Raw genomic sequence first — 25,641 nt, 5'->3', positions numbered from 1 at the left:
TTACTGCACTCCATCACTACTCCCACCAAACCGGCGGGTGCGTGCCCCGCACTCCTACACCGCATGAAAATATCCCGACTCACGCTCCTGGTTCTCGTTTTGTTCGCGCTGGCCGCCGGCCTCACGGTGCTGGCCAGCCGCACTCTGCTCGATCCAAATGTGGCGCTGGCCGCTCGCTGGCTGTTTCTGGCCGCCCTCACCTGGGCCGCCTGGAAGCGCCGCTCCCTCACGTTCTGGATTGTCATCAGCATGTTTATCGGGGCTGAAATCGGCAACGACTACCCCGAAGTGGCCCGCAACCTCAAGGTGCTGAGCGACATTTTCCTGCGCCTCGTGAAAACCATTATTGCGCCGCTGGTATTCGCCACGCTCGTGGTAGGCATTGCCGGCCACGCCGACCTTAAGCAGGTGGGCCGCATGGGCATCAAGGCGCTGGTATACTTTGAAGTCGTCACTACGTTTGCCCTCTTTATCGGTCTGGCCGCCATCAACCTGACTAAGGCCGGCGCCGGCATCGACCGCACCGGCATTGCGGCCGACGTGGAAGAGCTACAAGCCGTGGAGCAGACCACCAGCGACATTATTCTGCACATTTTCCCCGAAAATATTGCTAAGTCGGTAGCCAACGGCGAGGTGCTGCAGGTAGTGGTGTTTGCCCTGATTTTCGCCGTGGGCTTGGCCATGGTGCACCAGCGCCACCGCCAGCCCATGATTACGATTACCGAGAGCCTATCGGAGGTGATGTTCAAGTTTACCAACGTGGTGATGTACTTCGCCCCCATCGGCGTGGGCGGAGCCATTGCCTACACGGTGGGTAAAATGGGCTTTGCGCCGCTTTTCAACGCGTTTCAGTTGCTGCTTACGCTGTATGCGGCGCTCATTGTGTTCGTGTTTGTGGTGTTACTGCCGGTGGCCCTTATTGCGCGCCTGCCGGTTATGCGCATCGTGAAGGCCATTGCAGAGCCGGTGAGCATTGCCTTCGCCACTACCTCGTCGGAGGCGGCGTTGCCGCGAGCTATGGAAGCCATGGAAAGCGTGGGCGTACCGCGCCGCATTGTGGCCTTCGTGATGCCCACAGGCTACTCATTCAACCTCGATGGCACCACGCTCTACCTCTCGCTGGCAGCCGTATTTGTGGCCCAGGCGGCGGGCGTCGACCTCACTTGGGGGCAGCAGTTGGTAATGGTGTTTACCCTCATGCTCACCAGCAAGGGTGTGGCCGGTGTACCCCGCGCCTCACTCGTTATCCTGCTGGCCACAGTGGCTTCGTTTAATCTGCCGGCTTGGCCGGTGTTCATCATCCTTGGTATTGATGCCCTCATGGACATGGCCCGCACGGCCGTAAACGTAGCCGGTAACTGCCTGGCCTCGGCCGTAGTAGCCCGCTGGGAAGGCGAGTTCATCGATAACTACGTGGCCCCCGACCCGGTTGACGACCTGGCCGAAGCCGACAGCGCTTTGGTGCAGCACGGCCATTAAGACAGTGGAAGAACGTCGTTCTTCGCTGCGCTCTGGATGAGATTATACCCAACCAAAAGTGCCCCGCCAGTATGATACTGGCGGGGCACTTTTTTGTACAAAAAGCGGGGGTTTCTTAATTATCCGGGAGCAGTTCCATTTTTTGTTATGTGAGTACTATAACAGCCTTTTTTTTCATCTAACAACAGAAATCTTTTCCCTCAGTTTCCCCGTATTTTTGCATTTCTATCTGACTGACAGCCCACTGACTGGAATGTGTATGAGAAGTATATATCGTGGAAGTGCTTTATTGCTGCTGGCGGCTCTGAGCCTAGGCAGTTGCAAGTCGACTGAAAAGGCCATATCCCGGACTGTCAAGAGCAACAACTCCGTGGCCATCGGCACGCTGCCTAAGCTGCAAGCCGTAGTAGATGCCGGCCCGCTCACGACCAACTCCGAAGACGGTTTCCCCGATGATCCGGGCAAGCTGTTCCGCCAGGAGCTGTCTTATCATTTGGCCGAATCTGCCACGACGGGCCTCGACGTAGGCCTCGACAGCGTGCAGTACGGCTATGCCAAACTGCAAATCATTCAGGCCACGCAGCAGCGCACCGGCCGGGTTCTGCAGATTTTTCAGATGCTGACGCTGATGACGCCTAGCTTGCTGGGCATTCCGCTGGAGTGGTACCGCACCGACGTCCGCGCTGAAGTACAGATCATCGACGCCCACGGCGAAACCATCGGCACTTATACCGGCCAGGGTCGCAGCAAAGTACGCGTAGCCATGTACCACGGCTATGGCCAGGGCTACGGCCATGCCTCCCGCCTCGCCGACGTGCAGGCACTGCGCCTGGCGCTCGACCAGATTAGGCCCCAGTTGGAGCAGGCTGCCGATACAGTGCGGCAGCAACTGCTCAGTACTGGCCCGATTCAGGAAGTCGTTGGCGTGTCGCTGGAGCAGTAGCGGCCGTCGTTGGGGTGAGGAGGTAGAAGCAGCTGTTATCCTGCCATCAGCCCTTAACCTAAAATAACTCCTTTGCAACGGCCGGCGGCCGGATATAACGGCTAACTTTGTTTCCCGTTATGCCAGACCGAAATTCCACTTCCGCGGCGCCAACGGCCAAGTACATTTTTGTAACGGGCGGCGTTACTTCCTCCCTGGGTAAGGGCATCATCTCGGCCTCGCTGGCCAAGCTGCTGCAGGCCCGGGGCTTCCGGGTCACTATCCAGAAGTTCGACCCCTACATCAACATCGACCCCGGCACGCTCAACCCTTACGAGCACGGTGAGTGTTACGTAACCGACGACGGCGCCGAGACCGACCTCGACCTGGGCCACTACGAGCGGTTCCTAAACGTACCCACCTCACAGGCGAACAACGTTACCACTGGCCGCATCTACGACCACGTGATTACCAAGGAGCGCGAGGGCGCTTACCTGGGTAAAACCGTGCAGGTAGTACCCCACATCACCGACGAGATAAAGCGGCGCATGCTGCTGCTGGGCCAGACCGGGCAGTTTGATGTGGTCATTACCGAAATCGGGGGCTCGATTGGCGACATTGAGAGCCTGCCTTTCGTCGAGTCGGTGCGGCAGTTGCGCTGGGATTTGCCCGAGAACAATACGCTGGTTATTCATCTCACACTGTTGCCCTACCTGAAGGCCGCCGGGGAGCTCAAAACCAAGCCCACCCAGCACTCAGTGCGCGATTTGCGCAGTGCCGGCTTGCAGCCCGATATTCTGGTGTGCCGCTCCGAGCACCCGATTCCGGCCGAGATGCGCCGCAAGATTGCGCTGTTCTGCAACGTCAACATCAACTCGGTTATCGAAAGCCTCGATGCCGACAGCATATATTCGGTGCCGCTGCTCATGCTTAAAGAGCATTTGGATGAGCGAGTTATCAAGAAGCTTAACCTGAAAGGCGGCGCAGCCCAGCCCGATTTGGAAGCCTGGAAGGACTTTTTGGGCCGGCTGAAAAACCCGACCGAGGAAGTGACGATTGCGCTGGTGGGCAAGTACGTGGAGCTGCCCGACGCCTACAAGTCCATCATCGAGTCGTTCATTCATGCCGGGGCGCAGAACGAGTGCAAGGTAACGGTGCGCAGCATCCAGAGCGACAACCTGACGGCCGAGAACGTGGCCCAGCAGCTGGCCGGCGTACACGGCGTGCTGGTGGCGCCCGGTTTTGGCGAGCGAGGATTCGAGGGCAAGATTGCCGCCGTGCAGTACGTGCGCGAAAACGGCATCCCGTTCTTTGGCATCTGCCTGGGCATGCAGGTGGCAATGGTGGAGTTTGCGCGCAACGTGCTGGGCCTGACGGAAGCCTCGTCGACGGAGATGGACGCGCAGACACCCGAGCCCGTCATTGCCATGATGGAGGAGCAGAAGAACATCACCCAGAAAGGCGGCACCATGCGCCTGGGTGCCTACGACTGCGAATTGCGCCGGGGCTCGAAGGCCGCTAAAGCCTACGGCCGCAACCAAATCAGCGAGCGGCACCGCCACCGCTACGAATTCAACAACGACTACCTGGAGCGCTTTGAGGCGGCCGGGATGCTGGCCAGTGGCCGCAACCCCGAAACCGACCTGGTAGAAGTAGTTGAGTTGGCCGACCACCCTTGGTTCGTGGCCGGCCAGTTTCACCCCGAGCTGAAAAGCACCGTTCAGAACCCCCATCCGCTGTTTGTGCGCTTTGTAAAAGCGGCCATTCAGTATCGGAAGGGGTTGTAGAAGGTTGATGGGAAGAGGAAAAAGAACGTCATACTGAGTGAAGGCGCAGCATCTCTACCGCCTCATTCAACGATGCAGACGAAGCGGTAGAGATGCTTCGTCTGCACTCCGCTTCGCTCAGCATGACATTCTTTTTGCCCTAATCCATCACTTCAACTTCCGGTTTCCCACCTCAAAATTTCCCCGCCGAAAAATATTCGGCGCGTAAGTCCGACCTTTGCGGCCGGGTGGCGGACTTTGGCCGGTGCCCGGCTCTTTATTTTCCGTTGGAAGCGCCTCGGCGTAGCTCCGCACACATTTCAGTAAATGGACAGAAATTCAGCAATCGGCCTATTCTTGATGGCGGCCTTGCTTCTGATTTATCTTCAGTTCGCTCCCAAACCCGAGCCCGCCGCCGTCGAGTTGGCCAAAACGACTAAGTCGGCTACTGCGGGCACCGACTCGGCCCGTACCGCCGCCGCTCCTGTCGCACCCGATTCGGCGCAACTGGTGAAGCAGCTCGGCTCTTTTGCTGCCGCCGCCCAGGGCACGGCCCAAACGACGGAGTTGAGCAACAAGCTGCTGACCGTGACCTTCTCCTCGAAGGGCGGCCAGCCTCAGGCTGCGCGCCTGCATAAGTATAAAACATTCTGGGGTAAGCCACTCGATATTTTTGATGCAAAGAGCGCCCAGATGGACCTGCGCTTCCGCACCATCAGTGGCCAGCAGATAAAACTGTCGGAACTCTACTTCCGGGCTGAGCCCCAGGGCAGCAATGCGGTGCGCTTCGTGGCCGAGGTGGCTGGCGGACAGATTGAGCAGACCTACACGCTGGCACCCGAATCGTACGAGGTGGGCTACCAGCTGCGTTTTAACGGCCTGAACCAGACGCTGGCCCAGGAGCCGCTCACGTTCACGTTCGTGGACAACGTGCGCCAGACCGAGCAGGACCGCAAGCTGAACCGCAACCACACCGCCATTAACCGCTACCTCGTATCGGGCGACCATACGGTCCTGTTCGAGGCCAGCGAGACCCCAGAGGAGATTAAGGTGGAGGAGCCCATGAAGTGGGCCGCTCACAAGCACGACTTCTTTATCGCCGGTATCATTGCCGACAACGAGTTTACGTCGGGCCAGTTGAACTCAACAGTTGACCTTAACGATTCGACTTACATCAAGACGCTGAGCAGCACGCTCAAGATTCCGGTGACGGATGTGCAGCAGGGTAAGGCCAACTACCGGTTCTTCTTTGGTCCGAACTCGTTGGATTTGCTCAAAACGGTGGCGCCTGAATTCGACCGCAACGTGTCCTTGGGCTGGGGCCTGTTCCGCTGGGTAAACCGCTTCGTGGTCCTGCCAGTGTTCCACTTTCTGCAGCAGTACATCGCCTCTTACGGACTGATTATCTTCCTGCTGGTAATCCTGATAAAGCTGGTTACCTGGCCGCTGACGTACAAAACCTACGAGAGCCAGGCCAAGATGAAAGTGCTCAAGCCGGAAATCGACGCCATCAAGGAGAAGTACCCGGATGACCAGATGAAGCAGCAGCAGGAGACCATGAAGCTCAACCAGAGCATGGGCGTCAATCCGCTGAGTGGCTGCGTGCCCACGCTACTCACGATGCCGATTCTGTTTGCCATGTTCCAGTTCTTCCCCAACGCCATTGAACTGCGGCAGGAAGCGTTTTTGTGGGCGCCCGACTTGAGCACCTACGACGAGTTCTTCAAGCTGCCCTTCGCCCTGCCGTTCATGGGCAGCCACATCAGCCTTTTCACGGTGCTGATGACGATTTCGACGCTGGGTATGACCTACCAGACCAACCAGAACAACCCCTCGGCCATGCAGGGCCCGATGAAGTTCTACAGCTACCTGATGCCGCTGATTTTCTTCTTCGTACTCAACAGCTTCTCTGCCGGCCTGACCTGGTACTACTTGGTTTCCAACCTGGTAACGATGGGCCAGATAGCACTTACCCGCACCTTTATCGATGACGACAAGGTACGGGCCAAGCTCGAAGCCAATAAGGTGAAGAACAAGGACAAGAAGCCCAGCGGCTTCTCGGCCCGCCTGGCCGATGCTATGAAGGCAGCCCAGGAGCGCGACGCCCAAGCCAAGCCGGGTAGCAGCAAGAAGATGAGCTCCAACAACGACGCGGCCGATGAGGCCGAACCCGGCACCGGTGCCGACGACGTAACCAACCCGAAGAAGCCGCGCAAAACCCGCCGCTCGTAAGCTTCCGTAACGGTTGTATCTACCGCAAAGCCCCGCACCTGTTATGGTAGCGGGGCTTTTTGGTGGCTTCTGGCCCGAACTTTGGCATTAGCGAATTAGTATATTTACCCACCTTTCCCTTCCTGCCTTTCCCCTGCTCCATGCGTACTCCCCTGCTCCTTCCGTTGCTTATGCTGGTGCTTGGCCTGCCCGCGCTGCCCGCCTGCAAAACCAGCCGCCCGGCCGTTACCGGCACTGCGGCCCCTGCCACTAATACCACTACCACCACGCAGCCTCAGCAGCAGGAAGCCGTGCTCGTATTCGGGCGCACGGCCTGTTTCGGCACCTGCCCCGACTACACGGCCCGCTTTTTTGCCGACGGCCGCCTGGAGTATGAGGGCCGCGAGCATGCTCCCGTGGTGGGCAACCGCACGGTACAGCTGGCGCCGGCCGTGGTGCAGCAGCTTCTACGCGAGGCCGACCAACTTGGCTTCATGCAACTGCGCGACGTGTACTCTAAAGGTGCCCTCGACATGCCTTCTACCATCCTTGCTATCACGACGGCCCAAGGCACCAAAAGCGTGCGCGTAGACGAAGGCGGCCCCGAGAGCCTGCAAAAGCTCTTTACCAAACTCGATTACGAGGTGCAAAAGGCGCTGGGCGTAGTGGCCGAAAAGTAGAAGCTGCCTTACATCAATACTACTTACGTAAAAGAGGCCGCGAGCATGTAGCGCGAAGCTGCAGCTTAGGTGGGGAATTCTTTATTTTCAATACGAAGAGAAAAAGGCTGGACCGCTGAACGAACCTAATGGTAGCGTTCAGCGGCCCAGCCTTTTTCTCTTCAGCTTTCAGCCTACTCAGCCTTTTTTGGCAGCGTCGTATAGGCGGCCGGCTTCGGGCCAGTTGACAACGTTCCAGAAATTTTTGATGTAGTCGGGGCGCTTGTTTTGGTGCTTGAGGTAATAGGCGTGCTCCCAAACATCGAGGCCGACTATGGGCAGGCCGCGCTGGTTGCCGGGCAGGTCCATGAGCGGATTGTCCTGGTTGGGAGTCGAGGTGACGGCCAGCTTGCCGGTTTTCCTGTCCACTATCAGCCAAGCCCAGCCCGAGCCGAAGCGCGAACTGGCCACTTTGGTGAACTCCTCGCTGAACTTATCGAAGGAGCCGAAGTCTTTGTCGATGGCGGCTTTGAGGGTACCGGTAGGCTGCCCGCCACCTTTGGGGGTCATGGTCAGCCAGAAGAACGAGTGGTTCCAGTGGCCGCCGGCGTTGTTGCGCACGGCTTCACTCTGCTTGCTCATGGAAGCCAGCAAGTCAGCCATGCTCAGTTTTTCGGCCGGCGTGCCCATTACGGCCGCGTTCAGCTTGCTCACGTAGCCCTTGTGGTGGGCGTCGTGGTGGATTTCCATCGTCCGGGCGTCGATGTGGGGCTCCAAGCCATTGAAGGCGTAGGGCAGCGCAGGCAGCGTAAAGGGGCCGTCGGCAATGGGGGTAGCGCGGGCTTGGCGCAACAGCTTCTCGTCGTGGGCGGCGGCCAGCAGGGCAGGGCTTACTATGGCTCCGAGGGCAGTGAGCAGGCCGGTTTTGAGGAAATCACGCTTGATCATAGGAAGGAGGCTTTCGTTTTCAATAGTTAGTTATTCGTTTTTCGGGGCCGATTGGTTCGTTTCCGAGGCAAAACTCTTCGTCTAATACGCTGGAAAGATCTTCCTCAAAAAACGAGTAACCAGCAGCAGATACTGCTCCAATATACCAAGGCTTAACTGCAATTGCCGGTCTAGGTTCGGTTTTGGCCGTACTTTTACGCGCTCGGGCACGGTTTTGGGAGCGGCCCGCGTTACCTCTTTTCTGGCCGCCGTCCCGCGGCTTCTCGCCTTCTGATGCATATGCCAACTCTTCGCTATTCGCCGTCTGCCGTTCGTTTTCTCTCTCTTCTGCTGGTTTTGCTGGGCCTCGCCCACCTTGGTCAGGCGCAGGTGCAGCTGCGGGGCGTGGTGCGCGACCGGGAAACCCAGGAAGTACTGCCCTTCGCCAGCATTGCCGTGTTGGGCACTACCAACGGCACCACCACCAACCTAGAGGGCGAGTTTACGCTCGTTGTGAAGGAGTTACCGGCCCAGCTGCTGGTATCGGAGTTGAGCCACGTGCGCGACACGGTGCGCGTAGCGGCGGGTGGCGAACTGCTGAACATTACGCTGGCTCCGGCTTCCGTAGTGCTGCCCGAAGTGAAAGTGGCCAGTTACCCGTTCCAGCTCGTAGACAGGGCTTTCCGCAACCTGGCGCGCAACTACCGCCGCAGCTACTACGGCCGCGCCTTTTACCGCCAGATTACGCGCATCGACGATGAGCCCACCGAGCTGCAGGAGGTAGTCTGGAACGTGAAATCCAACCCGGCCCGCATCGAGGGGACCACGCTGGCCCAGGGCCGCTATGCCGGCGTGCAGGCGCCTATCAGCCTGAACAACTTTTCGGTGTACACCCGCCGCTACGGCCTCTTCGACATCCGGCAGGACAGCACCACTTCGCTGGCGCTGTTCAGCCCCAACGTGGAGAAAAACTACCTGCTGGAACTGAAAGGCATTGTGGGCGAAGACTCGACTGGTGGGGTTGCTGAAATCGGTTTCGAAACCCGGCCCGAGCTGGCCTACCAGGCCCAGGGCACCGTCTGGATTGACCTGGAAACCAACCAGGTGGTGCGCTACCGGGTGGTACAGCCCAGCTTCACGGGCAGCACCAGCAACCCGCGCCAGAAATTCACCAATGCCAAGCTCACCATCGAAATGACCTTTAAGCCCGGCGGCGCGGCCGGTGTGGCCCCGCTGGAGCTGATGAAAATGGACCTGACGACTGACCTGACTGAGCCGGGCAAGGAGCCGCTGGCCGTTAAGGTGACGTCGTTCACCTACTTCTACAACCAGAGCACTACCAACCCGCGCCTGCCGTATGCCCAGGCCAGCCTCAACGACCGTGACCTGGACGCCATCCGGGCCAAGCCTTACGACCCCGAGTTCTGGGCCAACAACCCGGTGGTTAAGCGTACCCCAGCGGAGGATGAGGTAGTATCCGCTTTCGAGAAGAAGGGCGCTTTCGGCTCAATGGTGAAAGGCCAGAACCGCAAGCCCGCCCGGCGCTAGCGGTTAGCTTAAAAAACGTCATTCAGAGCGAAACGAAGAATCTCGCACACTAACCCCTTATTGTGAGGAATACTGTAGCACGCGAGATTCTTCGCTTCGCTCTGAATGACGTTTTTTTGGTCATGAACTCTACTTTCACAAGCTGAAATACAGCACCAGCCCCATCAGCACCAGACCGGTTAGGAAAGCGCAGCCCAGGCCAATGCCGATGAATTTGAACAGGCGGATGTCACTGTTGGAATGGTAGGCGCGGCGCGGCTCAGGGTTTTCAGGCATGAGAAAGTAACCGGCCAGCGCGCTAAAAGTAACTGAGCGGCGCAGCTTTGGGCCTTGGGAGTCATCTTTGGGGCATGAAACTGCTTCTCCATTGCTTGATTTTGCTGGGTCTGCTAGGCGCTTGCTCGCCCAAGGCTCCGCTGGCTACTATTCCTGTTGCTACTACTTCGGCTGCTCCGGCCGAGTCTGGAGCTGAACTGCGGATTGCCTTTGGCTCTTGCAGCCGCCAAAATCTGCCCCAGCCGCTGTGGGCCGACATTGCCCGCGACCAGCCTGATGTATGGATGTGGCTGGGCGACAACATCTACGGCGACTCCGACGACCCGGCGGTGCTGCGGGCCAAGTACGCCACCCAGTTCAACAACCCCGGCTACCGCCAGCTACGCGAGCAGGGCACGCGCATCATCGGCACCTGGGACGACCACGATTACGGCCGCAACGACGGCGACAAGAACTACCCCTTCAAAGCCCAGAATCAGCAGCTGGCCCTCGATTTTCTGGAGGAGCCCGCCGACAGCCCACGCCGCCGTCAGGAAGGAATTTATGCCGCCTACGAGTACCGGGTGGCCGGTAAAAAGGTGAAAGTGCTGCTGCTCGACGACCGGTATTTCCAGGACCCATTGTACCGCGATGCCCAAAAGGTGTACCAGCCCAACCCCACCGGCGACGTGCTGGGCGAGGCGCAGTGGGCTTGGCTGCGCGCGCAGCTGGCCGGCTCCGATGCCGACGCGCACATCATCGGCTCGGGCATCCAGTTTCTGCCCACACAACACCCTTACGAGAAGTGGAGCAACTTCCCGGCCGCCCGTCAGCGCCTGCTCAACCTGTTTTCTGAAACCCAACCTAAAGGCTTACTACTCGTCAGCGGCGACCGGCACATTGGCGAGGTGTCGGAGCTGGCAGTGCCGGGGTTGGCGCGACCGGTGCTGGAGGTAACATCGAGCGGCCTGACGCACCCGGCCACCCAGAATACCGGCGAGCCAAACGCGCTACGGGTGGGGCCGCTGGTCAATCAGAAGCACTACGCGTTGTTCCGTTTCCGGGCTCCGGAGGGCCGGCTGCTGCTGGATATGTCGCTGCGCGGCGAGGCTGACCGCGTCTTCTACGAGCAGGCAATCCGTCTGGAATAAGCGCCGGCCTGCCGCGCCTTCGCGCTGCAGGCCGTACATTGAACCCGCCCCTTCACTCTTCATTCCTGCCCGCCTTGGTTTACCTCCGCCGGTTTACTCTCCTGCTTGCGCTGCTGACTGCCGCCACTACGGCCCCGGCCCAGCGCCGCTCTGTTGCTCGCCCGGCCAAAGTGCCGGCCACTACCAAACCGGTCCCACCGCGCAACCAGCCCGTGCCATTTGCCGGGCAGCTAGCTGGCTCGCGCTGGGTTGATTCGGTGATGACGACGCTCACGCCCGACCAGCGCGTGGCCCAGTTGTTCATGGTGGCCGCCTACTCCAACCGCACTCGCGCCGATGAGGATTCAGTTTCGGCTCTGATTCAGCGCTACGGCATCGGGGGCCTGATTTTCTTTCAGGGCGGACCCGTGCGCCAGAGCCGGCTGCTGAACCGCTATCAGAGCCAGGCCCGCGTGCCGCTGCTGGTGGCCATGGATGCCGAATGGGGCGTGGGCATGCGCCTCGACAGCGTGGTTCGCTTCCCGTTTCAGATGAGCCTGGGCGGCCTGAAGGACAATGCGCCCATCTATCAAATGGGCCGGCAGGTCGCCGCGCAGTTCAAGCGGCTGGGTATGCACGTCAATTTCGCGCCCGTAATCGACATCAACAACAACGCTCAGAACCCGGTTATTGGCTTCCGCAGCTGGGGTGAGAGCCGCGAAAATGTCACCGAAAAGAGCCTGCAGTACATGCAAGGCATGCAGGATGCGGGCGTACTGGCGGTGGCCAAACATTTCCCGGGCCACGGCGACACCGATGTGGACTCGCACCTCGCCCTGCCACTGCTGCGGGTAGACCGGCAGCGGCTGGACACGCTGGAGCTATTTCCATTTAGAGAGCTGATGGCGAAAGGCTTGGGTGGCATGATGGTGGCTCACCTCAACATTCCGGCCCTCGACACCACCGGCGTACCCTCTACCCTTTCCAAGCCGATTATTGAAGGGCTGCTACGCCAGAAAATGGGCTTCGAAGGTATCATCTTCACTGATGCCATGAACATGAAGGGCGTAACGACCAAGTACCCGGCCGGTGAGGCTGACGTGCGGGCGCTGTTGGCCGGCAATGATATTCTGGAGTTCAGCGAGGATATTCCGCTGGCGCTGCGAATGGTGCGCGAAGCCATAGCCCAGGGCCAGATTACCCAGGCCGAAATTGACCGCCGTTGCCGCAAGGTGCTGGCCCTGAAACAGTGGTCGGGCTTGGACCGTTACCACCCCATCGAGCTGAAGAACATCGTGGCCGACCTCAACACGCCCCACGACCAGTACCTGAGCCGGCAGCTTTCGGAGCTGAGCCTAACGGTGCTACGCAACCAGAACAGCCTGCTGCCGCTGCAGCGCCTCGATACACTGCGGCTGGCCACGCTCACGCTCGGCACCACCGACACCACCGCGTTCCAGCGCCGGGTGGCAGATTACGCGCCCGTGCGCCACTTCTGGCTGCCCGCCACGCCCTCGCTCGACGAGCTGACGAGGATGCGCGAAACCCTGAAAGCTTACAACACAGTGTTGGTGGGCGTGAACAACCTGGGCCGGCAGCCGGCCACCGGCTTCGGCGTAACGCCCGAAATGAACGTGCTATTGCGCGAGTTGGGTGGCAAGGGCCAGCAGCTGGTGGTGAGCGTATTCGGGACGGCCTACGCTGTGGACCGCCTGCGCGACCTGAGCCGGGCCGGAGCCGTGGTGCTGGCTTACCAGGAAAGTCAGAACGCCCAGGAAGTAGCCGCCGAGGCTATTTTCGGCGGTATTTCGGCCAGCGGCCAGCTGCCGGTCACCGTGTCGCGCACCTACGGCTACGGGGCCGGACTGGCCACGGCCGGCGGTACGCGGCTGCGCTACAGCTTCCCCGAAGCCGTGGGTATGAGTAACGACCTGGAAAGCCGGGTTGACTCGGTGATGAACGGGGCGCTGGCCGCCGGAGCCTTCCCGGGCGGCGAGGTGCTGATTGCCCGCCGTGGCACCGTGGTGTTGCGCAAAAGCTACGGCACCCAAACCTACGGCCCTACGGCCCGCCCAGTCCGCAACGACGACCTCTACGATCTGGCCTCGCTCACGAAAGTAAGCGCCGCACTGCCGGCCCTGATGAAGCTGCAAGACGAAGGAAAATTCTCGCCCGACATGACGCTGGGCCAGCTGTTCCCGGAGTTCAAAGGCACCAACAAGCAAGACCTGAAGCTGCGCGACGTACTCACTCATCAGGCCCGCCTCAAGTCCTGGATTCCGTTCTGGAAAGACTACACCAAACCTCGCGGCCTGTTTAATTCCATCTTCGGCAAGAGCCCGGCCGCCAGCACAGTTTCACTCACGAAGCCCGCCGAGCTGAACCGCCGTTACTTCCGGCCCGATTCTTCGGCCCAATTCCCGCTGCCGGCCGGACCGGGCTTGTGGGTCCGCCAGGATTTTCCGGAGCTGATTACGCAGGCCATTGCCGATTCGCCGCTGAATGAAAAGCCCGGCTACGTGTACTCCGACCTGTCGTTTATTATGTATCCGCGCTTCGTGAAAGCCGCTTCCAGCAAGCCGCTCGACCAGTTTGTGCGCGACGAGCTGTACGGGCCGCTGGGCGCCACCACACTGGGCTTCAACCCCACCCGACGCTTCCCATTGAGCCGCATTGCGCCCACCGAGTACGATTCGCTATTTCGCCACGGCCAGCTGCACGGCACAGTCCACGACGAGGGCGCGGCCCTGCTCGGGGGCGTATCGGGCCACGCGGGCCTGTTCGGCTCGGCCAACGATTTGGCCAAGCTCGTGCAGCTTTACGCCTGGAACGGGAGCTACGGCGGGCAGCAGCTCATCAAGTCCGAAACCCTGGCCGAGTACACCCGCTGCCAGTTCTGCCCCGACAACCGCCGCGCCCTGGGCTTCGACCGGCCCGCCACCAACCCGGGCCTGAACTCGGCTAAAAGCGCCTCGCCTGCTAGCTACGGCCACACCGGCTTTACGGGCACGCTGTTCTGGGTTGACCCAAAGGAGGAGCTGATTTGCATCGTGCTCACCAACCGCGTGAACCCGACGCGCCGCAACAATAAGATATCCTCCATGAATGTGCGCACCAACGTGTTGCAGGTGGCGCTGGAGAGTATTCGGCGGGCCCCAGTGGAAACGACGGTGGAAGAATAGTGATACGCGGGTTATCCAATTGATCAGCTGATGCAACTTGGCGTGTCATATGCTGATCTAAGCTAAAAATATCTTTATCCAAGTTAGCCTCCTATGAAATCTTCCACACTTACCTCGCTTTGCGCCTTGATGTTTTGCACCAGCTGTCTTACTTCGGAGGAGCCGCCACTCGTGGAATATCGGTTTACGGCCGAGCAACTGGCCTGGCAACCCTACCGCACCGGAGACGTGCTGCGCTTTGGCAACGACCACAACAACCGGATTCGCACGTATAAAATCCCAGAGATTGTTGACGTGATGGAAGAAATGAGTACGGGCAGCGTTTACATACCACTGCCGGTTCGCCGCCAAACGGCAGTGTTGGTGCAGCGGATAGCAGTGCGGATGCAACGAACTGACTCCGTTACCAGCCGGATTCCGCTTTTGAATCTCCAACTTTCCTACAACCCAGACCGCAAGGCACCAAGCCTGATTTTTTCGGAGCTCAGTTGGGAAGGATTTTACAAAGCAACGTTGCCCATTGATTCGGTGAATGGCGGCAAGCCAATTAACCAGCGCTATTACCAGGGTGTGAGCCTGTTGCCTACGCTCACGGTCGGCCCGACTACCTACCAACAGGTATTGGTGGCGGAGAATAGCTACCCACAACTTACGCTACCCGGCGTCCGGCTGGTGTCGCGGTTGTACTACGCCCGCCAGCGCGGAGTAGTAGGCTTTGTGGAGGGTGGTACTTTGTGGTATAAACTGCCTTAGCTTCTGACTGGCATTGTTGGCCAACTACCGCTCAAGCCCTAATCTGCCGGAAAACCCCTAGCTTGAAGGCTCCCACCACAGAAGCCCTCCGAAGATGCTAGGACTCATGATGCACCAGCCCCTGCGCATTGCCGGGCTGCTCGAACACGCCGAGAAGTGGCACGCCGACACCGAAATTGTGAGCCGGCTGGCCGAGGGCGGTTTCCACCGCTACACCTACGCCGGGCTGGGCCGCCGGAGCCGGCAGCTGGCCAATGTACTGGGCCGCTTGGGCATAAAACCCGATGACCGCGTGGGCACACTGGCCTGGAACAACTACCGCCACCTGGAGCTGTACTACGCCGTGTCGGGCATGGGGGCCGTGTGCCACACCATAAATCCGCGCCTGTTTGGCGGGCAGCTCACCTACATCATCGACCACGCTCAGGACCAGGCAATTTTCTTCGACCTCACCTTTTTGCCCCTGGCCGAGAAGCTAGCCCCCGCCTGCCCCAACGTGCGGAACTGGGTGCTGATGACGGATCGGGCCCATATGCCCGAGAGCACCACGCTACCCAATTTGCGCTGCTACGAAGACTTGCTTGCGGCCGAATCCGAAGTGTATGAGTGGCCGGAGTTTGACGAGAATACGGCTTCCTCGCTCTGCTACACCTCGGGCACTACGGCCGAGCCCAAGGGCGTGCTCTATTCGCACCGCTCCACACTGTTGCACACCTTTGCCGCCGGGTTGCCCGACTGCTTCAACTGCTCGGCTCAGGATGTGATTCTGCCCGTCGTGCCCATGTTCCACGTCAATGCCTGGGGCATTCCGTACCTGGCACCCATGCTGGGCTGCAAGCTGGTGCTGCCCGGTCCGGGGCTTGATGCGGCCAGCCTCTACGAGCTGTTCGAACAGGAAGGCGTGACGTTTTCGGCCGGCGTGCCCACCATCTGGCTCGGGCTGCTGGCCTTCATGCGCGAAAAGGAATTGCAGTTCACTACCCTGCGCAAGATGATTGTGGGCGGAGCGGCTTGCCCACCGGCACTGCTCAAGGCCTTCGGCGAGGAGCTGAACGTGGAAATCCGCCACGCCTGGGGCATGACCGAAACCTCACCTCTGGGTACCGTCAGCACCCTCAAGCCCCAGCAGTCGAGCCTGAGTGCGGCAGAGCAAGCCGAATTACTGGCCAAGCAGGGCCGGGTGATTTATGGGGTGGATATGAAGATTGTGGACGACACGGGCAAGACGCTGCCCCACGACGGCGTGGCCTTCGGCGACTTGCTGGTACGCGGTGCCTGGGTGGTAGCCGACTACTTTGGCACCGATACGCCCGGTCAGCTGACTACCGACGGCTGGTTCAGCACTGGCGACGTGGCCACCATCGACGCGGTTGGCTTCATGCAGATAACCGACCGCAGCAAAGACGTGATAAAGTCGGGCGGCGAGTGGATTTCGAGCATTGCGCTGGAAAACCTGGCCGTGGGCCACCCTGCCGTGGCCGAAGCCGCCGTCATCGGCCGGCCTCACCCCAAATGGAGCGAGCGGCCGCTGCTGGTAGTGGTGTGCCGACCCAGCCACGAGGTTTCGGCCGATGAACTTCTGGCGTTTTACGAAGGAAAAGTAGCCCGTTGGTGGATTCCCGAGGCCGTAGAGTTCGTGGAGGAACTGCCCCACACGGCCACCGGCAAAATCCGCAAAACCCAGCTGCGCGAGGATTTCGTGGGCTACCAGTGGCCGGCCTAAGCAACTGCTTCACGGCCACTCGGGGGCGGGCAACTACTTTTTCATCTTCTCGGCAATGGCCTGCTGCAATTCAGGCAGGTGCTCCTTCACGCGGCGTTGCCCGATTTCCATACTCGCAGCGGTTATCTGCGGCAGCTGTTCGATGGTTTTGCGGCCAATGGGGGTCTGGTAGAATTTGGTCAACTCCTGGAGTTCCTTCTCGGTGAAGGCGTTGGCGTACAGTTGCACCATTTCTTCTTTTAGCGAAGCCCAACTCATATATTTGGCGAAGAAGCTGCGCATTTCGGGCTCCACGGCCTTTATACTGGGGTTCTGCGCTAGCTGGGCAGCCAGCATCTGGTCGATGTTCAGCGTTATGTTCTGCTCGGAGTTGGTGGCGGTCAGCAGGGCCTCGGCTGCCCGGCGGTGACCGACAGAGAGCTGGGTAGCGGCGGGGGCCGTCGTCGTCGTCTGGGCCGAAGCGGGCAGGGCCAGCACCATGGCGGCGGCCAGCAGCAAAAAGGTTCTTTTCATTCTGCAGAGGTACGAAATATTGATGTTTTGCTCCTTGGATTCGCTAACAAACTTAGGTTGCGAAATACTAAGAACCAGCAGCTAACATCTAGTAGTTCGCAAAATTCGCGAGCTCGAAGAACGACGAATTTGCAGCGGTTACCGGCCTCACGCGGTCAGACTTTCACGATAATATTGCGCCGGTACATCCCCCACAGCACCCCGAACCAAATTAAAACGCACACCAGCGCGCCCGCCAAAGAGGCATTTACCGGGCTGAAATAGGGCGTAAAAAAGGTATTATAGAGCCAGGCTTTAAGCGGTACTCCTTCGCCCACATGCACCGCATTAAGGGTTTTGGCCACGATGCCCGAGAGGAAAAACACGGTAATGGCATTCACGCCGTACACCTGCCCGAAGCTCGTCCACCAACCGCGGCGGCCCCGCACATCGCAGAGCCAGTAGAGTAGGGCCAGCGCGGCGGTGGCAAGCCCGCCGGTGTAGAGCACGTAGGAGCTGGTCCAGAGGCTTTTGTTGATGGGAAACCATAGGTTCCAGATGAGGCCGCCCACGATGAGGCCGGTGGCGACCACAAATAGCTGGACCACCCGCACGGCCGGCTCCAGTTCGCGGCGACGCAGGTATTGGCCTACCAGCATCCCGAGCAGGCCGGTGGCAATGGCGGGCAGCGTACCCAGCAGGCCCTCGGGGTCCCAGGTGCGGCTCTGCTTCCAGAGGTGCGCCTCGGTAAACACCGCCCTATCAAGCCAGGCCCCGAGGTTGGTTTCGGGCTCTAGGTTAGCTGGCCCGAAACCAGGCACCGGCACGAGTTGCAGCAGCACGTTGTAGCCTACTAGCAGCCCAATCAGCAACCCAATTTGCTGGCGGCGGCTGATTTTCAAAAACAGGATACCGCAGGCAAGGAACACCCACGAAATCCGGGCCAGCACCCCCGGAATTCGCACTGTATCAAACTCGTACTTCGGGTACAGCGCCATCAGAAGTCCCAACCCAAACAGCACCGCCGCCCGCCGCAGCACCCGCCACATGGCCGCGCCGTGGGTGGCCGGCTGCTGCCGGGCCGCACTCAGCGCGTAGCTGATGCTGACGCCCACGATAAATAGGAAAAATGGAAAAATGAGGTCGGTGGGCGTGCAGCCGTGCCATTTGGCGTGCTCCAGCGGGGCGTAAATGTGGCCCCAGTCGCCGGGGTTGTTCACCAGAATCATGGCCGCTACCGTCAGCCCCCGAAACACATCGAGGCTGATGAGGCGGGCCGGCTGCGAGGCCTCGGCCAGCGGCTGCGCGCCGGTAGTATCGAGAGCGGCCTGGGTGGTAGCGGTGGGCATGGGCAGGAATAATAAGCGGACGCAATAGAACGCAGCCGACGCTGGACACGGCCAATAGCGCCGGTTCGTAGCCGATCTGGCGGGCAAGCTACCGAACAATATACTTGCTTTCAAGCTGGGCATTTTTCAGCTTTATCAGCATCTTAGTACCCTAGTCCGCCGCTTAGGTGGGCCGATTGTGCTTTTTTTCGCATTTTGTACCGTTGCCGACGGCTTTTCTCAGCCCGGTGCGGCCAGCCCATTGGCTGTAGGCAATACCGGCCGCTGCTGCATTTCCCACCACTTTTCTTCCTGCATCATGCAAAAACTCTACTGGCTGGCCCCCGCGCTGGGAGCCGCGCTGGCCCTCCCGCCCCAGGTGGTTCGGGCCCAGACAACGGCGCAACGTACCGTAACGGGCGTTGTAACGGCCGCCCTCGACCGCTCGCCGTTGCCTGGCGTAACGGTAATCGTGAAGGGCACCACCATTGGCGCTACCACCGATTCTGAAGGACGTTTTTCGGTAATGGCTGCCCCGGGTAGTACACTCTCATTCAGCTTTATAGGCTACACCACCCAGGAGCGGGCTGTGGATGCCGGTGACGGGCCCATTAGTATTGCGCTGAAGGAGAATACCACCGCTCTCAACGACGTGGTGATTACCGGCTACAACATTGCCCAAGAACGGCGCGACATTGTGACGGCTGTGCAGGAAGTGAAGGCCAAGGACATTATTGACTCGCGCCAGACCAACATTGTGAATGCGCTGCAGGGCAAGGTGGCAGGCGTCAACATCACCTCGTCGGGCGGCTCACCGGGCGAGGGTTCGGCCATTGTTATCCGGGGCGGCACTTCGCTCGATGGCGACAACCAGCCGCTGTTCATCATCGACGGGATGATTATGGACAACTCGTCGTTTCAGGAAAGCACGGCACCGGGCGGAGGCTCGCAGTTCAACGGCCTGCTGGGCCGCTCGGTGGGTACGCCCAACCGCGCCGGCGACCTCAACCCCGAAGATATTGCCAGCATGACGGTGCTGAAAGGACCGGCCGCCGCCGCCCTCTACGGCTTGCGCGCCGCCAACGGGGCCGTGGTTATCACCACCAAAAAGGGCACCGCTGGCCGCACTACCATCAACTACCGCACGCAGTTTTCGGTGGATGAGGTGAACCGGCTGCCCAAAACGCAGGACCAGTACCAGCAGGGCTCGAACGGCGTATTCGACGCCACCACCCGCAACTCGTGGGGGCCGCGCTTCGCGCCGGGGCAGGCACAGTTCGACAACCTGCCCAACTTCTTTGATAAGGGCTATGCCTTCCAGAACTTTCTGAATATGTCGGGCGGCACCGAGAAGGCGACCTTCTTCGTGTCGGCCTCGCGCCTCGACCAGACTGGCGTAACGCCCGAAAACAAGTACGACAAATCCACGGTACGTCTTTCGGGCACGGCCCAGCTTTCGCCCAAATTCAACGTAACGGGCTCGGCCCAGTACCTGAACTCGGGCGGGCGGCGCACCCTACAGGGCCCGGGGCTGTTTGGCTCGCAGGGCGGTTTTCTGCTGAGTTTGCTTAACTGGCCCCAGAATGATGACGCCCGCGTTTACCTTAATGCCGACGGCAGCCGTCGCCGCCTGCTGCCGCCCAACAACGGCACCGACGTCGACGCGGATAACCCCTACTGGTCGGCCGTTTTCAACCCCCAGACTGACCGCACCAACCGGTTTCTGGGCAACACCCAGCTTAGCTTCAAGGTGCTGCCCTTCCTAACGGTAAGCCACAACATTGGTACCGACCTGGCCACCACCCACTCGACTTCGGTGCGGGCGGTGGGCACCTCGCAAGTGGGCAACCAGAACGGCGGCATTGCCGAAACCGTGGACCTCAACCGGCTGATTACGGCCACTACCCTGGCTTCGTTCCAGCACACGTTCAGCGAAAATCTGCGCGGCTCGCTGATTTTGGGCAATACCATTGAACAGAGCCGCAGTGAGGCGGTGGACTATTTGGGTCTGGTTTTCCTGAATCCGACCTTCGTAAGCATCAACAACACGGCGTTTCGCAACGCCCTGCAGCGGGTGAGCACCCGGCGGCTGGTGGGCAACTTCGCCCAGCTTAGCACCACGCTCTTCGATCAGGTTATTGTGGAGCTGCAGGGCCGCTATGACAAATCGTCTACGCTGCCGCGGCCTGATGAGGGCAAAGTGTTCGGCAAGGGCTTCGGCTACGGCTCGGCGGCGCTTGGCTACGAGTTTACCCGCACGCTGGGCCTAGAGCAGAACAGCATCCTCAACTACGGCAAGCTGCGGGCCTCGGTGGCCCAAGTGGGCCGCGACACGGGCCCCTACCGGGTGCTGTCGCCACTCACGAGCAATACCTACATTGGGGGCGGCTTCCGTAACGACTTCTTCGGCTCCAACCCGCTGCTCAAGCCCGAGCAGACCCGCTCCTACGAGGCCGGCGTTAACCTGCAGTTCTTCCAGAACCGGCTGGGCTTCGATTTCAACTACTATTTCTCGCGCACCAAAGATCAGCTGATTGCCCCGCGCGTCAGCCAGGCCACGGGCTTTATTCTGCAGTACATCAACGGCGGAGTAGTAACCAACGAGGGCCAGGAAGTCACGCTCAGCGGCACGCCCGTTCGTTCGGATTCGGGCTTCAGCTGGGATATTCTGGCCAACTTCTACCACAACACCAACCGCACCGAGTCGCTGCCTTCGCCGCTGACGGTGGTGTTCCAGTCGGATGCCTTTATCACCAATGTGCACCAGGGCGGCGCTTTTGTGGGCCGCCCCATTACGGGCATTGCCGCCTACGACTTCCAGCGTGTCACGAACCCCGAAAGCCCCGACTTCGGCAAGATGCTCATCAACCCCACCACCGGCTATCCTATTCCGGGCAATACGTTTACCTACGTTGGCAACCGGGCCCCGCGCTTCACCACCCAGGTCACCAACACGTTCAGCTATAAAGGTTTGGGCCTGAGCTTCCTGCTTGATTTCCGGGTGGGTGGCAAAGTAGTGAACGGCAACGACCTGTACAGCACCGTTACCGGCACCGGCCCGCGTACCACCGAACGTTACAAGGAGGTGGTATTTGATGGCGTGGTGACCAATTCCGATGGTAGCTACTCGCCCAACGCCCGCCCCGTCGAGCTAACCCAGGGCTACTACCAGAACATTCTGGGCGCTGTAGGTACGCCCTTCATTGAGGATGCTTCCTGGACGCGCCTGCGCTACGCCACGCTCAGCTACGCGCTACCAGCCGCGCTGCTGGAGCGCACCGGTGTTATCAAAGGTCTGGAGCTGAACGTAACCGGCCGCAACCTGCTGCTGCTGACCAAGTACACCGGGGCCGACCCCGAAACGGCGGCCTCCGGTTCAGGCGTGCGCGGCGGCGGCTCCAACGGCTTCGACTACGGCAACGTGCCCGCCACCCGCGGCGTGGACATGGGCCTGCGCGTCACTTTCTAAACTTGACCGGTAGCCTGCCGGAACAAAGCCGCAACATGCTGCGTCTCGATTATCACTCCGGCAAGTCTCCCATCAGCTAATAATTTCTAACATGAAAAAATATCTTCTGTTTCTGGGGCTGCTCGTGGGTGGAACCGGGGCGCTGAGCTCGTGCGAGAGTTTTCTCGACGTGAACGACAACCCCAACAACCCCTCCGAGGCCACGCCTAATTTCCTGCTGCCCAACATCATCGCCAACGGTATTCAAACGCAGATGTTTACCAGTCTGCGCACGCCTTATATAGAGCAGTACATTGTGAGCCGCACCGTGAACAGCGGCGGCAACGACCAGTACCGCTTTACAAACGCCCAGAGCACCAACACGTTCAACTTCTCCTACTTTCAGTCGGGCGGTAACATTCCGCCCATGATAAAGGCAGCGCAGGCTGAGGGCTCGGTGTACTACGTGGGCGCGGGCAAGATTATGCAGGCCCTGATTCTGGCCCACCTCACCGACATGCTGGGCGACGTGCCCTACTCCGAAGCCTACCAGGGCGGGGCCAACTACAAGCCCAAGTATGACTCGCAGGAGCAGCTGTATGCGTCCATCAACCAGCTGCTCGATGAGGGCATTGTGGAGATGAGCAAGCCGGCAATCGAAAACATGCGGCCGCTTTACAGCACCTCGCCCAGCGAGAGTGGCGACATTCTGTACAAGGGCGACCCGACTAAGTGGGTTAAGCTGGCCTATTCGCTTAAGGCCCGGCAGCTCAACCACCTCACCAAAAAAGCCAGCTACGACCCCAATGCTGTACTGGCCTTGGTTGACAAGGGCTTTAAGGCTACGGCCGACGATGCCCAGCTGCAGTTCCAGGCGGCGGTAGCGCCCTTGGTCAACTCCACCAACATCTTCGGCACCAGCCGCGCTAACTTCGGCACGGCTACGTTTTCAAACAACTTCCTCGACTACCTCGACGGCACTAGGTTTCCGGGCGTAACTGACCCACGCTTCGGCATTATGGCCCCTACCACCAGTACCGGGGCGGCTCCCGGCGCCGGTACGCCTGCTGGCACCAACCTCACGCCGGGCAGCACGCTCACCGATTTCTACGCCAGCTGGTACGCCCGCGACCTGGGCTACTTCGAGGTAATTACCTACCACGAGCTCAAGTTCATTGAGGCCGAGGCCGCCTTTAAAGCCGGCAATAAGGCCCGGGCCCTAACGGCTTACAAGGAGGGAATTCGGGCCCACATGGCCAAAATTGGCGTGGGTGGCACTTTTGCCGCGCCGGCCGTTACATTCCCCGTTATCACACCAGCCCAGATTACGGCCTACCTCAACAGCGCCGCCGTGGCCCAGACGACCGAACAACTGGCCTCCCCCACCAACCCCGCCGTACCCCGCGCCATTATGGAGCAGAAGTACATTGCCATGTTCCTCAACCCCGAGTCGTGGACCGATATGCGGCGCTATGATTTCAGCTCCGACGTGTACGTGAACTTTCAGTACCCCACCGGCAACAGCGTAAACGCAGACTTGTCAGGCAACCCCGACCCCAAGCTGCGCTTCCCGCGTCGCCTGCTGCCAGGTGCCACCGAAACCCTGTACAACCCCGAGGAAGTGGCCCGCCAGTTCTCCGAAGCCGGCGCCACCACCAACGACGACTACATCGGCAAACCCCTGTGGTTCGACCGGCCTTAATAGGCGACCTGTACTGAGGCCACGAAGTATCTGGCATGCTGACGTTGCCAAAGTACATATCATGCTGGGTCTGCCGAAGCATCTCTACCGCTTCGTTGTAGCGTTGACTACCACGGCTGAGTTAGTGTTACGGTAGCGATGCTTCGGCAGGCTCAGCATGACGGGTGCCTTACCCGTTCTCCCCATCCTCTCTTTCGACTTTTCCCCTTTCGATATGAACCCTACACCTCTGTTTTCCCGCCTGGCCCGGCTGCTGCCGCTGGCGGCGGTGCTGCTGCTGAGCAGCTGCGAGAAGGAGCTGGATACGTACTACTCCGAAGTCGGGCCCCAGTTCCCTACCTTCTCCACCAACGCCCTGGGCACGGCCAGCAAATACGCCACCGGCGAGGTAGTGCCATTCGAGCTGCGCTTCTCTCCCCAAACCGACCCGCTCAAGGAAATCCTGATTTACCAGAAAATAGAGCCCGGACGCGACTCGACGCTGGTTGCCACGATTCCGTACAAAACGTCCTTCTCGCGCATCCGGCAGGCCGATACGCTGGTGGTGAACTACGTGGTGCCGGCCGGTGCCAACAAAGCCAACGTGAAAGTGGATGCTCTGCTGGTGAGCACCAACGGCCAGATCAAGGGCCGTAACTTCAGCTTTCGGCTGGCTGAGGCCACGCCTACCGTTCGCCTCAATACTCCAACCAACGTAACCCTGCCAGCAGGTGCCGCCCCTGCTCCCGGCGACGTGGTGCGCTTTCCGGTAGTCATCAACGAAGGCGGCATTAACACGGCCTCTTCCTTCACGGCCACCGGTACTCTCTATAAGGATATCGACAGCCTGATTACGTATGTGAAGGTGGGTGCGGCCGCCGAGCGGCGCTTTGCCCGCCAGCGCGTGCCCGTAGCTGGCACCCAGAGCGGCGCCGCCACCACCGTGAACGTCGATGCCGCGCTACCAGCCGGCAGCGCGGGCCAGCCGGTGGTGTTCCGCTTCGAAGCCAAGAGCCGCTTCCTGAGTGTACCGCCAAGCACCCGCTCGGCCACGGCCACAGTGGCCGCCCTCACGCCCGTAGCGGCCACACCTCTGGCCGCCGCACGCACCGCCACGCTTAGCTACACCGGCACCGCCGGCGGCGACCTGGCTGCCTTCGACCTGACGACCTTTGGGGCGGTAGCAGCCACCGCGCCCATCGCGACCAAAGACGTGGCCATCACCAGTACGGCCAGTAATGCTGTACGCTTGCAGGCTCTCAACACTACCAAGTTTGTGCGTGTGGCCACCGGCGGCGCAGCGGCTTACAGCAACGCCACGCTCAGCAGCATCCGCCAGACCTACCAAGCCACAGCCGCCGCCAGCCAGGTTGCCCAACTCGATAATGTGCTCGTCGGCGACGTCATCATCGCCCGCCTGCGTGGCCTCGACCAGTACGCCATCTTCACCATCACCAACATCAACCGCACTTCTACCACGGATGTAGCCGTTATGCTGGCCATAAAGGCGCTGTAGTTAGCTGATAACTGAAAAAGCAAAAAGGGCACTACACTCGATTGAGTGCAGTGCCCTTTTTTTGTTCGCAATGTCTGCCTCTCTTGAACAAAAGATATCCACTATAGACTCTACGCTAACAGCCAAATAAGAGAAGGCTACCGCCGGCCACCGAAGACGCGCTCGAAGAAGCCACCCCGCTTTTTCGTCTTGGTTTTTATCTTGACTTTGGAGGGAGCCGAAGTGCCTGGGGCGGGCCGCACAACGGGCGGACGTGGGGCCGGGGTTTCGCCTGCCGGAGCCGGATTCGGCTGGGGCGTTGGCAGCGTTACGGGGGCCGGTTCGGGCGTTGGCTCGGGTGGGGCCTGGGCAACAATTATCTCGGCGGCACGGCCGGTGGTGCGCACCCACACCGGGCGACTTTCGTTGTGCAGGCGGTCGAGGGGGGGGAGGTAGTAGGCGGAGGCCTGGCCGGGGGGGGGGGGGGGGTGGGGGGGGCCTAAGGAACCACTTACTGTGGGCCCCCCGCCGATGCCCCTTTCCGCCGCCCCGCGGTGCTCAACCCCAACTTAAACGACTTCGCCCGGCCGGCTCCCCCGAACAGCCGGTTTCCCCCCCCCGACGGCCTCGCAGGGGCCCCAC

18 protein-coding genes are annotated in these 25,641 nt (G+C 60.2%); 13 read left to right on the top strand and 5 right to left on the bottom strand.

Translation table 11 applies throughout. From position 1 onward, the window contains the following. Positions 1–63 precede the first annotated feature (63 nt). The 5 genes from HW556_RS07500 to HW556_RS07480 all read left to right on the top strand — a co-directional run bounded on the left by HW556_RS07500 (position 64) and on the right by HW556_RS07480 (position 7,058). Positions 64–1,479, top strand: a complete 1,416-nt coding sequence (locus HW556_RS07500; protein ID WP_176899405.1) for a dicarboxylate/amino acid:cation symporter — start codon at positions 64–66, stop codon at positions 1,477–1,479. Positions 1,480–1,849: 370 nt separating this feature from the next. Next, the gene (locus tag HW556_RS07495; protein ID WP_176899404.1) at positions 1,850–2,422 is read left to right on the top strand and encodes a hypothetical protein; all 573 of its coding nucleotides are present in this window, start codon (positions 1,850–1,852) and stop codon (positions 2,420–2,422) included. Positions 2,423–2,541: 119 nt separating this feature from the next. Further along, the gene (locus HW556_RS07490) at positions 2,542–4,188 is read left to right on the top strand and encodes a CTP synthase (RefSeq protein WP_176899403.1); all 1,647 of its coding nucleotides are present in this window, start codon (positions 2,542–2,544) and stop codon (positions 4,186–4,188) included. Between the two features lie 306 nt (positions 4,189–4,494). Continuing rightward, positions 4,495–6,399: a membrane protein insertase YidC gene (yidC, locus tag HW556_RS07485; protein ID WP_176899402.1), complete on the top strand. Its 1,905-nt coding sequence runs from the start codon at positions 4,495–4,497 to the stop codon at positions 6,397–6,399. A 140-nt stretch (positions 6,400–6,539) separates the two neighbouring features. Next, positions 6,540–7,058, top strand: a complete 519-nt coding sequence (locus HW556_RS07480; protein ID WP_176899401.1) for a DUF6438 domain-containing protein — start codon at positions 6,540–6,542, stop codon at positions 7,056–7,058. Between the two features lie 177 nt (positions 7,059–7,235). Here the strand turns inward: HW556_RS07480 and HW556_RS07475 are convergent, their stop codons facing one another. Beyond that, the gene (locus HW556_RS07475) at positions 7,236–7,985 is read right to left on the bottom strand and encodes a superoxide dismutase (RefSeq protein WP_176899400.1); all 750 of its coding nucleotides are present in this window, start codon (positions 7,983–7,985) and stop codon (positions 7,236–7,238) included. Between the two features lie 279 nt (positions 7,986–8,264). Between HW556_RS07475 and HW556_RS07470 the strand changes: the two genes are divergently transcribed. Beyond that, complete coding sequence (locus tag HW556_RS07470) at positions 8,265–9,512, top strand: carboxypeptidase-like regulatory domain-containing protein (protein WP_176899399.1); 1,248 nt, start codon at positions 8,265–8,267, stop codon at positions 9,510–9,512. A 135-nt stretch (positions 9,513–9,647) separates the two neighbouring features. On the opposite strand, the gene HW556_RS07465 is transcribed toward HW556_RS07470, so the two are convergent. Beyond that, complete coding sequence (locus HW556_RS07465; RefSeq protein ID WP_176899398.1) at positions 9,648–9,788, bottom strand: hypothetical protein; 141 nt, start codon at positions 9,786–9,788, stop codon at positions 9,648–9,650. 74 nt (positions 9,789–9,862) lie between these two features. Here HW556_RS07465 and HW556_RS07460 point away from each other — a divergent pair, with 74 nt between their 5' ends. From HW556_RS07460 to HW556_RS07445, 4 genes are all read left to right on the top strand, one after another. After that, positions 9,863–10,918 carry an alkaline phosphatase D family protein gene (locus tag HW556_RS07460; RefSeq protein WP_176899397.1) on the top strand — a complete coding sequence of 352 codons (1,056 nt, stop codon included), beginning with the start codon at positions 9,863–9,865 and terminating at the stop codon, positions 10,916–10,918. A 74-nt stretch (positions 10,919–10,992) separates the two neighbouring features. After that, positions 10,993–14,079, top strand: a complete 3,087-nt coding sequence (locus tag HW556_RS07455) for a glycoside hydrolase family 3 N-terminal domain-containing protein (protein ID WP_246289560.1) — start codon at positions 10,993–10,995, stop codon at positions 14,077–14,079. Between the two features lie 93 nt (positions 14,080–14,172). Next, a complete protein-coding gene (locus HW556_RS07450; protein ID WP_176899396.1) occupies positions 14,173–14,832 on the top strand; it encodes a hypothetical protein in 660 nt (219 codons plus the stop codon). A gap of 94 nt (positions 14,833–14,926) precedes the next feature. Continuing rightward, positions 14,927–16,555, top strand: a complete 1,629-nt coding sequence (locus HW556_RS07445) for a 3-(methylthio)propionyl-CoA ligase (protein ID WP_176899395.1) — start codon at positions 14,927–14,929, stop codon at positions 16,553–16,555. A 33-nt stretch (positions 16,556–16,588) separates the two neighbouring features. Here HW556_RS07445 and HW556_RS07440 read toward each other — a convergent pair whose 3' ends face one another. Next, positions 16,589–17,068 (bottom strand): DUF2059 domain-containing protein, encoded by a 480-nt coding sequence (locus HW556_RS07440; RefSeq protein ID WP_176899394.1) that lies wholly within the window; start codon positions 17,066–17,068, stop codon positions 16,589–16,591. 155 nt (positions 17,069–17,223) lie between these two features. Continuing rightward, on the bottom strand, positions 17,224–18,396 hold the full coding sequence (locus tag HW556_RS07435; protein ID WP_246289558.1) for an acyltransferase family protein: 1,173 nt from the start codon (positions 18,394–18,396) through the stop codon (positions 17,224–17,226). Between the two features lie 298 nt (positions 18,397–18,694). Here HW556_RS07435 and HW556_RS07430 point away from each other — a divergent pair, with 298 nt between their 5' ends. From HW556_RS07430 to HW556_RS07420, 3 genes are all read left to right on the top strand, one after another. Further along, on the top strand, positions 18,695–21,844 hold the full coding sequence (locus HW556_RS07430) for a SusC/RagA family TonB-linked outer membrane protein (RefSeq protein WP_176899393.1): 3,150 nt from the start codon (positions 18,695–18,697) through the stop codon (positions 21,842–21,844). 91 nt (positions 21,845–21,935) lie between these two features. After that, entirely contained in the window at positions 21,936–23,525 is a 1,590-nt protein-coding gene (locus HW556_RS07425) for a SusD/RagB family nutrient-binding outer membrane lipoprotein (protein WP_176899392.1), read from the top strand. A gap of 214 nt (positions 23,526–23,739) precedes the next feature. Beyond that, complete coding sequence (locus tag HW556_RS07420) at positions 23,740–25,020, top strand: hypothetical protein (RefSeq protein WP_176899391.1); 1,281 nt, start codon at positions 23,740–23,742, stop codon at positions 25,018–25,020. A 137-nt stretch (positions 25,021–25,157) separates the two neighbouring features. Here HW556_RS07420 and HW556_RS18815 read toward each other — a convergent pair whose 3' ends face one another. Then, positions 25,158–25,406 (bottom strand): hypothetical protein, encoded by a 249-nt coding sequence (locus HW556_RS18815; RefSeq protein WP_176899390.1) that lies wholly within the window; start codon positions 25,404–25,406, stop codon positions 25,158–25,160. Between the last annotated feature and the right edge of the window lie 235 nt (positions 25,407–25,641).

This window comes from Hymenobacter terrestris, assembly GCF_013377905.1.
GTDB classification, from domain to species: Bacteria; Bacteroidota; Bacteroidia; order Cytophagales; family Hymenobacteraceae; genus Hymenobacter; species Hymenobacter terrestris.
Note: the sequence above shows the minus strand (reverse complement) of the source record. Positions and strands in the feature narration are given on the sequence as shown.

Excerpts from the sequence above, each read along its gene's own strand:
- HW556_RS07475 (WP_176899400.1), bottom strand. The coding sequence starts at position 7,985 with ATGATCAAGCGTGATTTCCTCAAAACCGGCCTGCTCACTGCCCTCGGA.
- HW556_RS07450 (WP_176899396.1), top strand. The coding sequence starts at position 14,173 with ATGAAATCTTCCACACTTACCTCGCTTTGCGCCTTGATGTTTTGCACC.
- HW556_RS07470 (WP_176899399.1), top strand. The coding sequence starts at position 8,265 with ATGCCAACTCTTCGCTATTCGCCGTCTGCCGTTCGTTTTCTCTCTCTT.
- HW556_RS07465 (WP_176899398.1), bottom strand. The coding sequence starts at position 9,788 with ATGCCTGAAAACCCTGAGCCGCGCCGCGCCTACCATTCCAACAGTGAC.
- HW556_RS07460 (WP_176899397.1), top strand. The coding sequence starts at position 9,863 with ATGAAACTGCTTCTCCATTGCTTGATTTTGCTGGGTCTGCTAGGCGCT.
- HW556_RS07440 (WP_176899394.1), bottom strand. The coding sequence starts at position 17,068 with ATGAAAAGAACCTTTTTGCTGCTGGCCGCCGCCATGGTGCTGGCCCTG.
- HW556_RS07425 (WP_176899392.1), top strand. The coding sequence starts at position 21,936 with ATGAAAAAATATCTTCTGTTTCTGGGGCTGCTCGTGGGTGGAACCGGG.
- HW556_RS07430 (WP_176899393.1), top strand. The coding sequence starts at position 18,695 with ATGCAAAAACTCTACTGGCTGGCCCCCGCGCTGGGAGCCGCGCTGGCC.
- HW556_RS07500 (WP_176899405.1), top strand. The coding sequence starts at position 64 with ATGAAAATATCCCGACTCACGCTCCTGGTTCTCGTTTTGTTCGCGCTG.
- HW556_RS07435 (WP_246289558.1), bottom strand. The coding sequence starts at position 18,396 with ATGCCCACCGCTACCACCCAGGCCGCTCTCGATACTACCGGCGCGCAG.
- HW556_RS07445 (WP_176899395.1), top strand. The coding sequence starts at position 14,927 with ATGCTAGGACTCATGATGCACCAGCCCCTGCGCATTGCCGGGCTGCTC.
- yidC (WP_176899402.1), top strand. The coding sequence starts at position 4,495 with ATGGACAGAAATTCAGCAATCGGCCTATTCTTGATGGCGGCCTTGCTT.
- HW556_RS07420 (WP_176899391.1), top strand. The coding sequence starts at position 23,740 with ATGAACCCTACACCTCTGTTTTCCCGCCTGGCCCGGCTGCTGCCGCTG.
- HW556_RS07480 (WP_176899401.1), top strand. The coding sequence starts at position 6,540 with ATGCGTACTCCCCTGCTCCTTCCGTTGCTTATGCTGGTGCTTGGCCTG.
- HW556_RS07490 (WP_176899403.1), top strand. The coding sequence starts at position 2,542 with ATGCCAGACCGAAATTCCACTTCCGCGGCGCCAACGGCCAAGTACATT.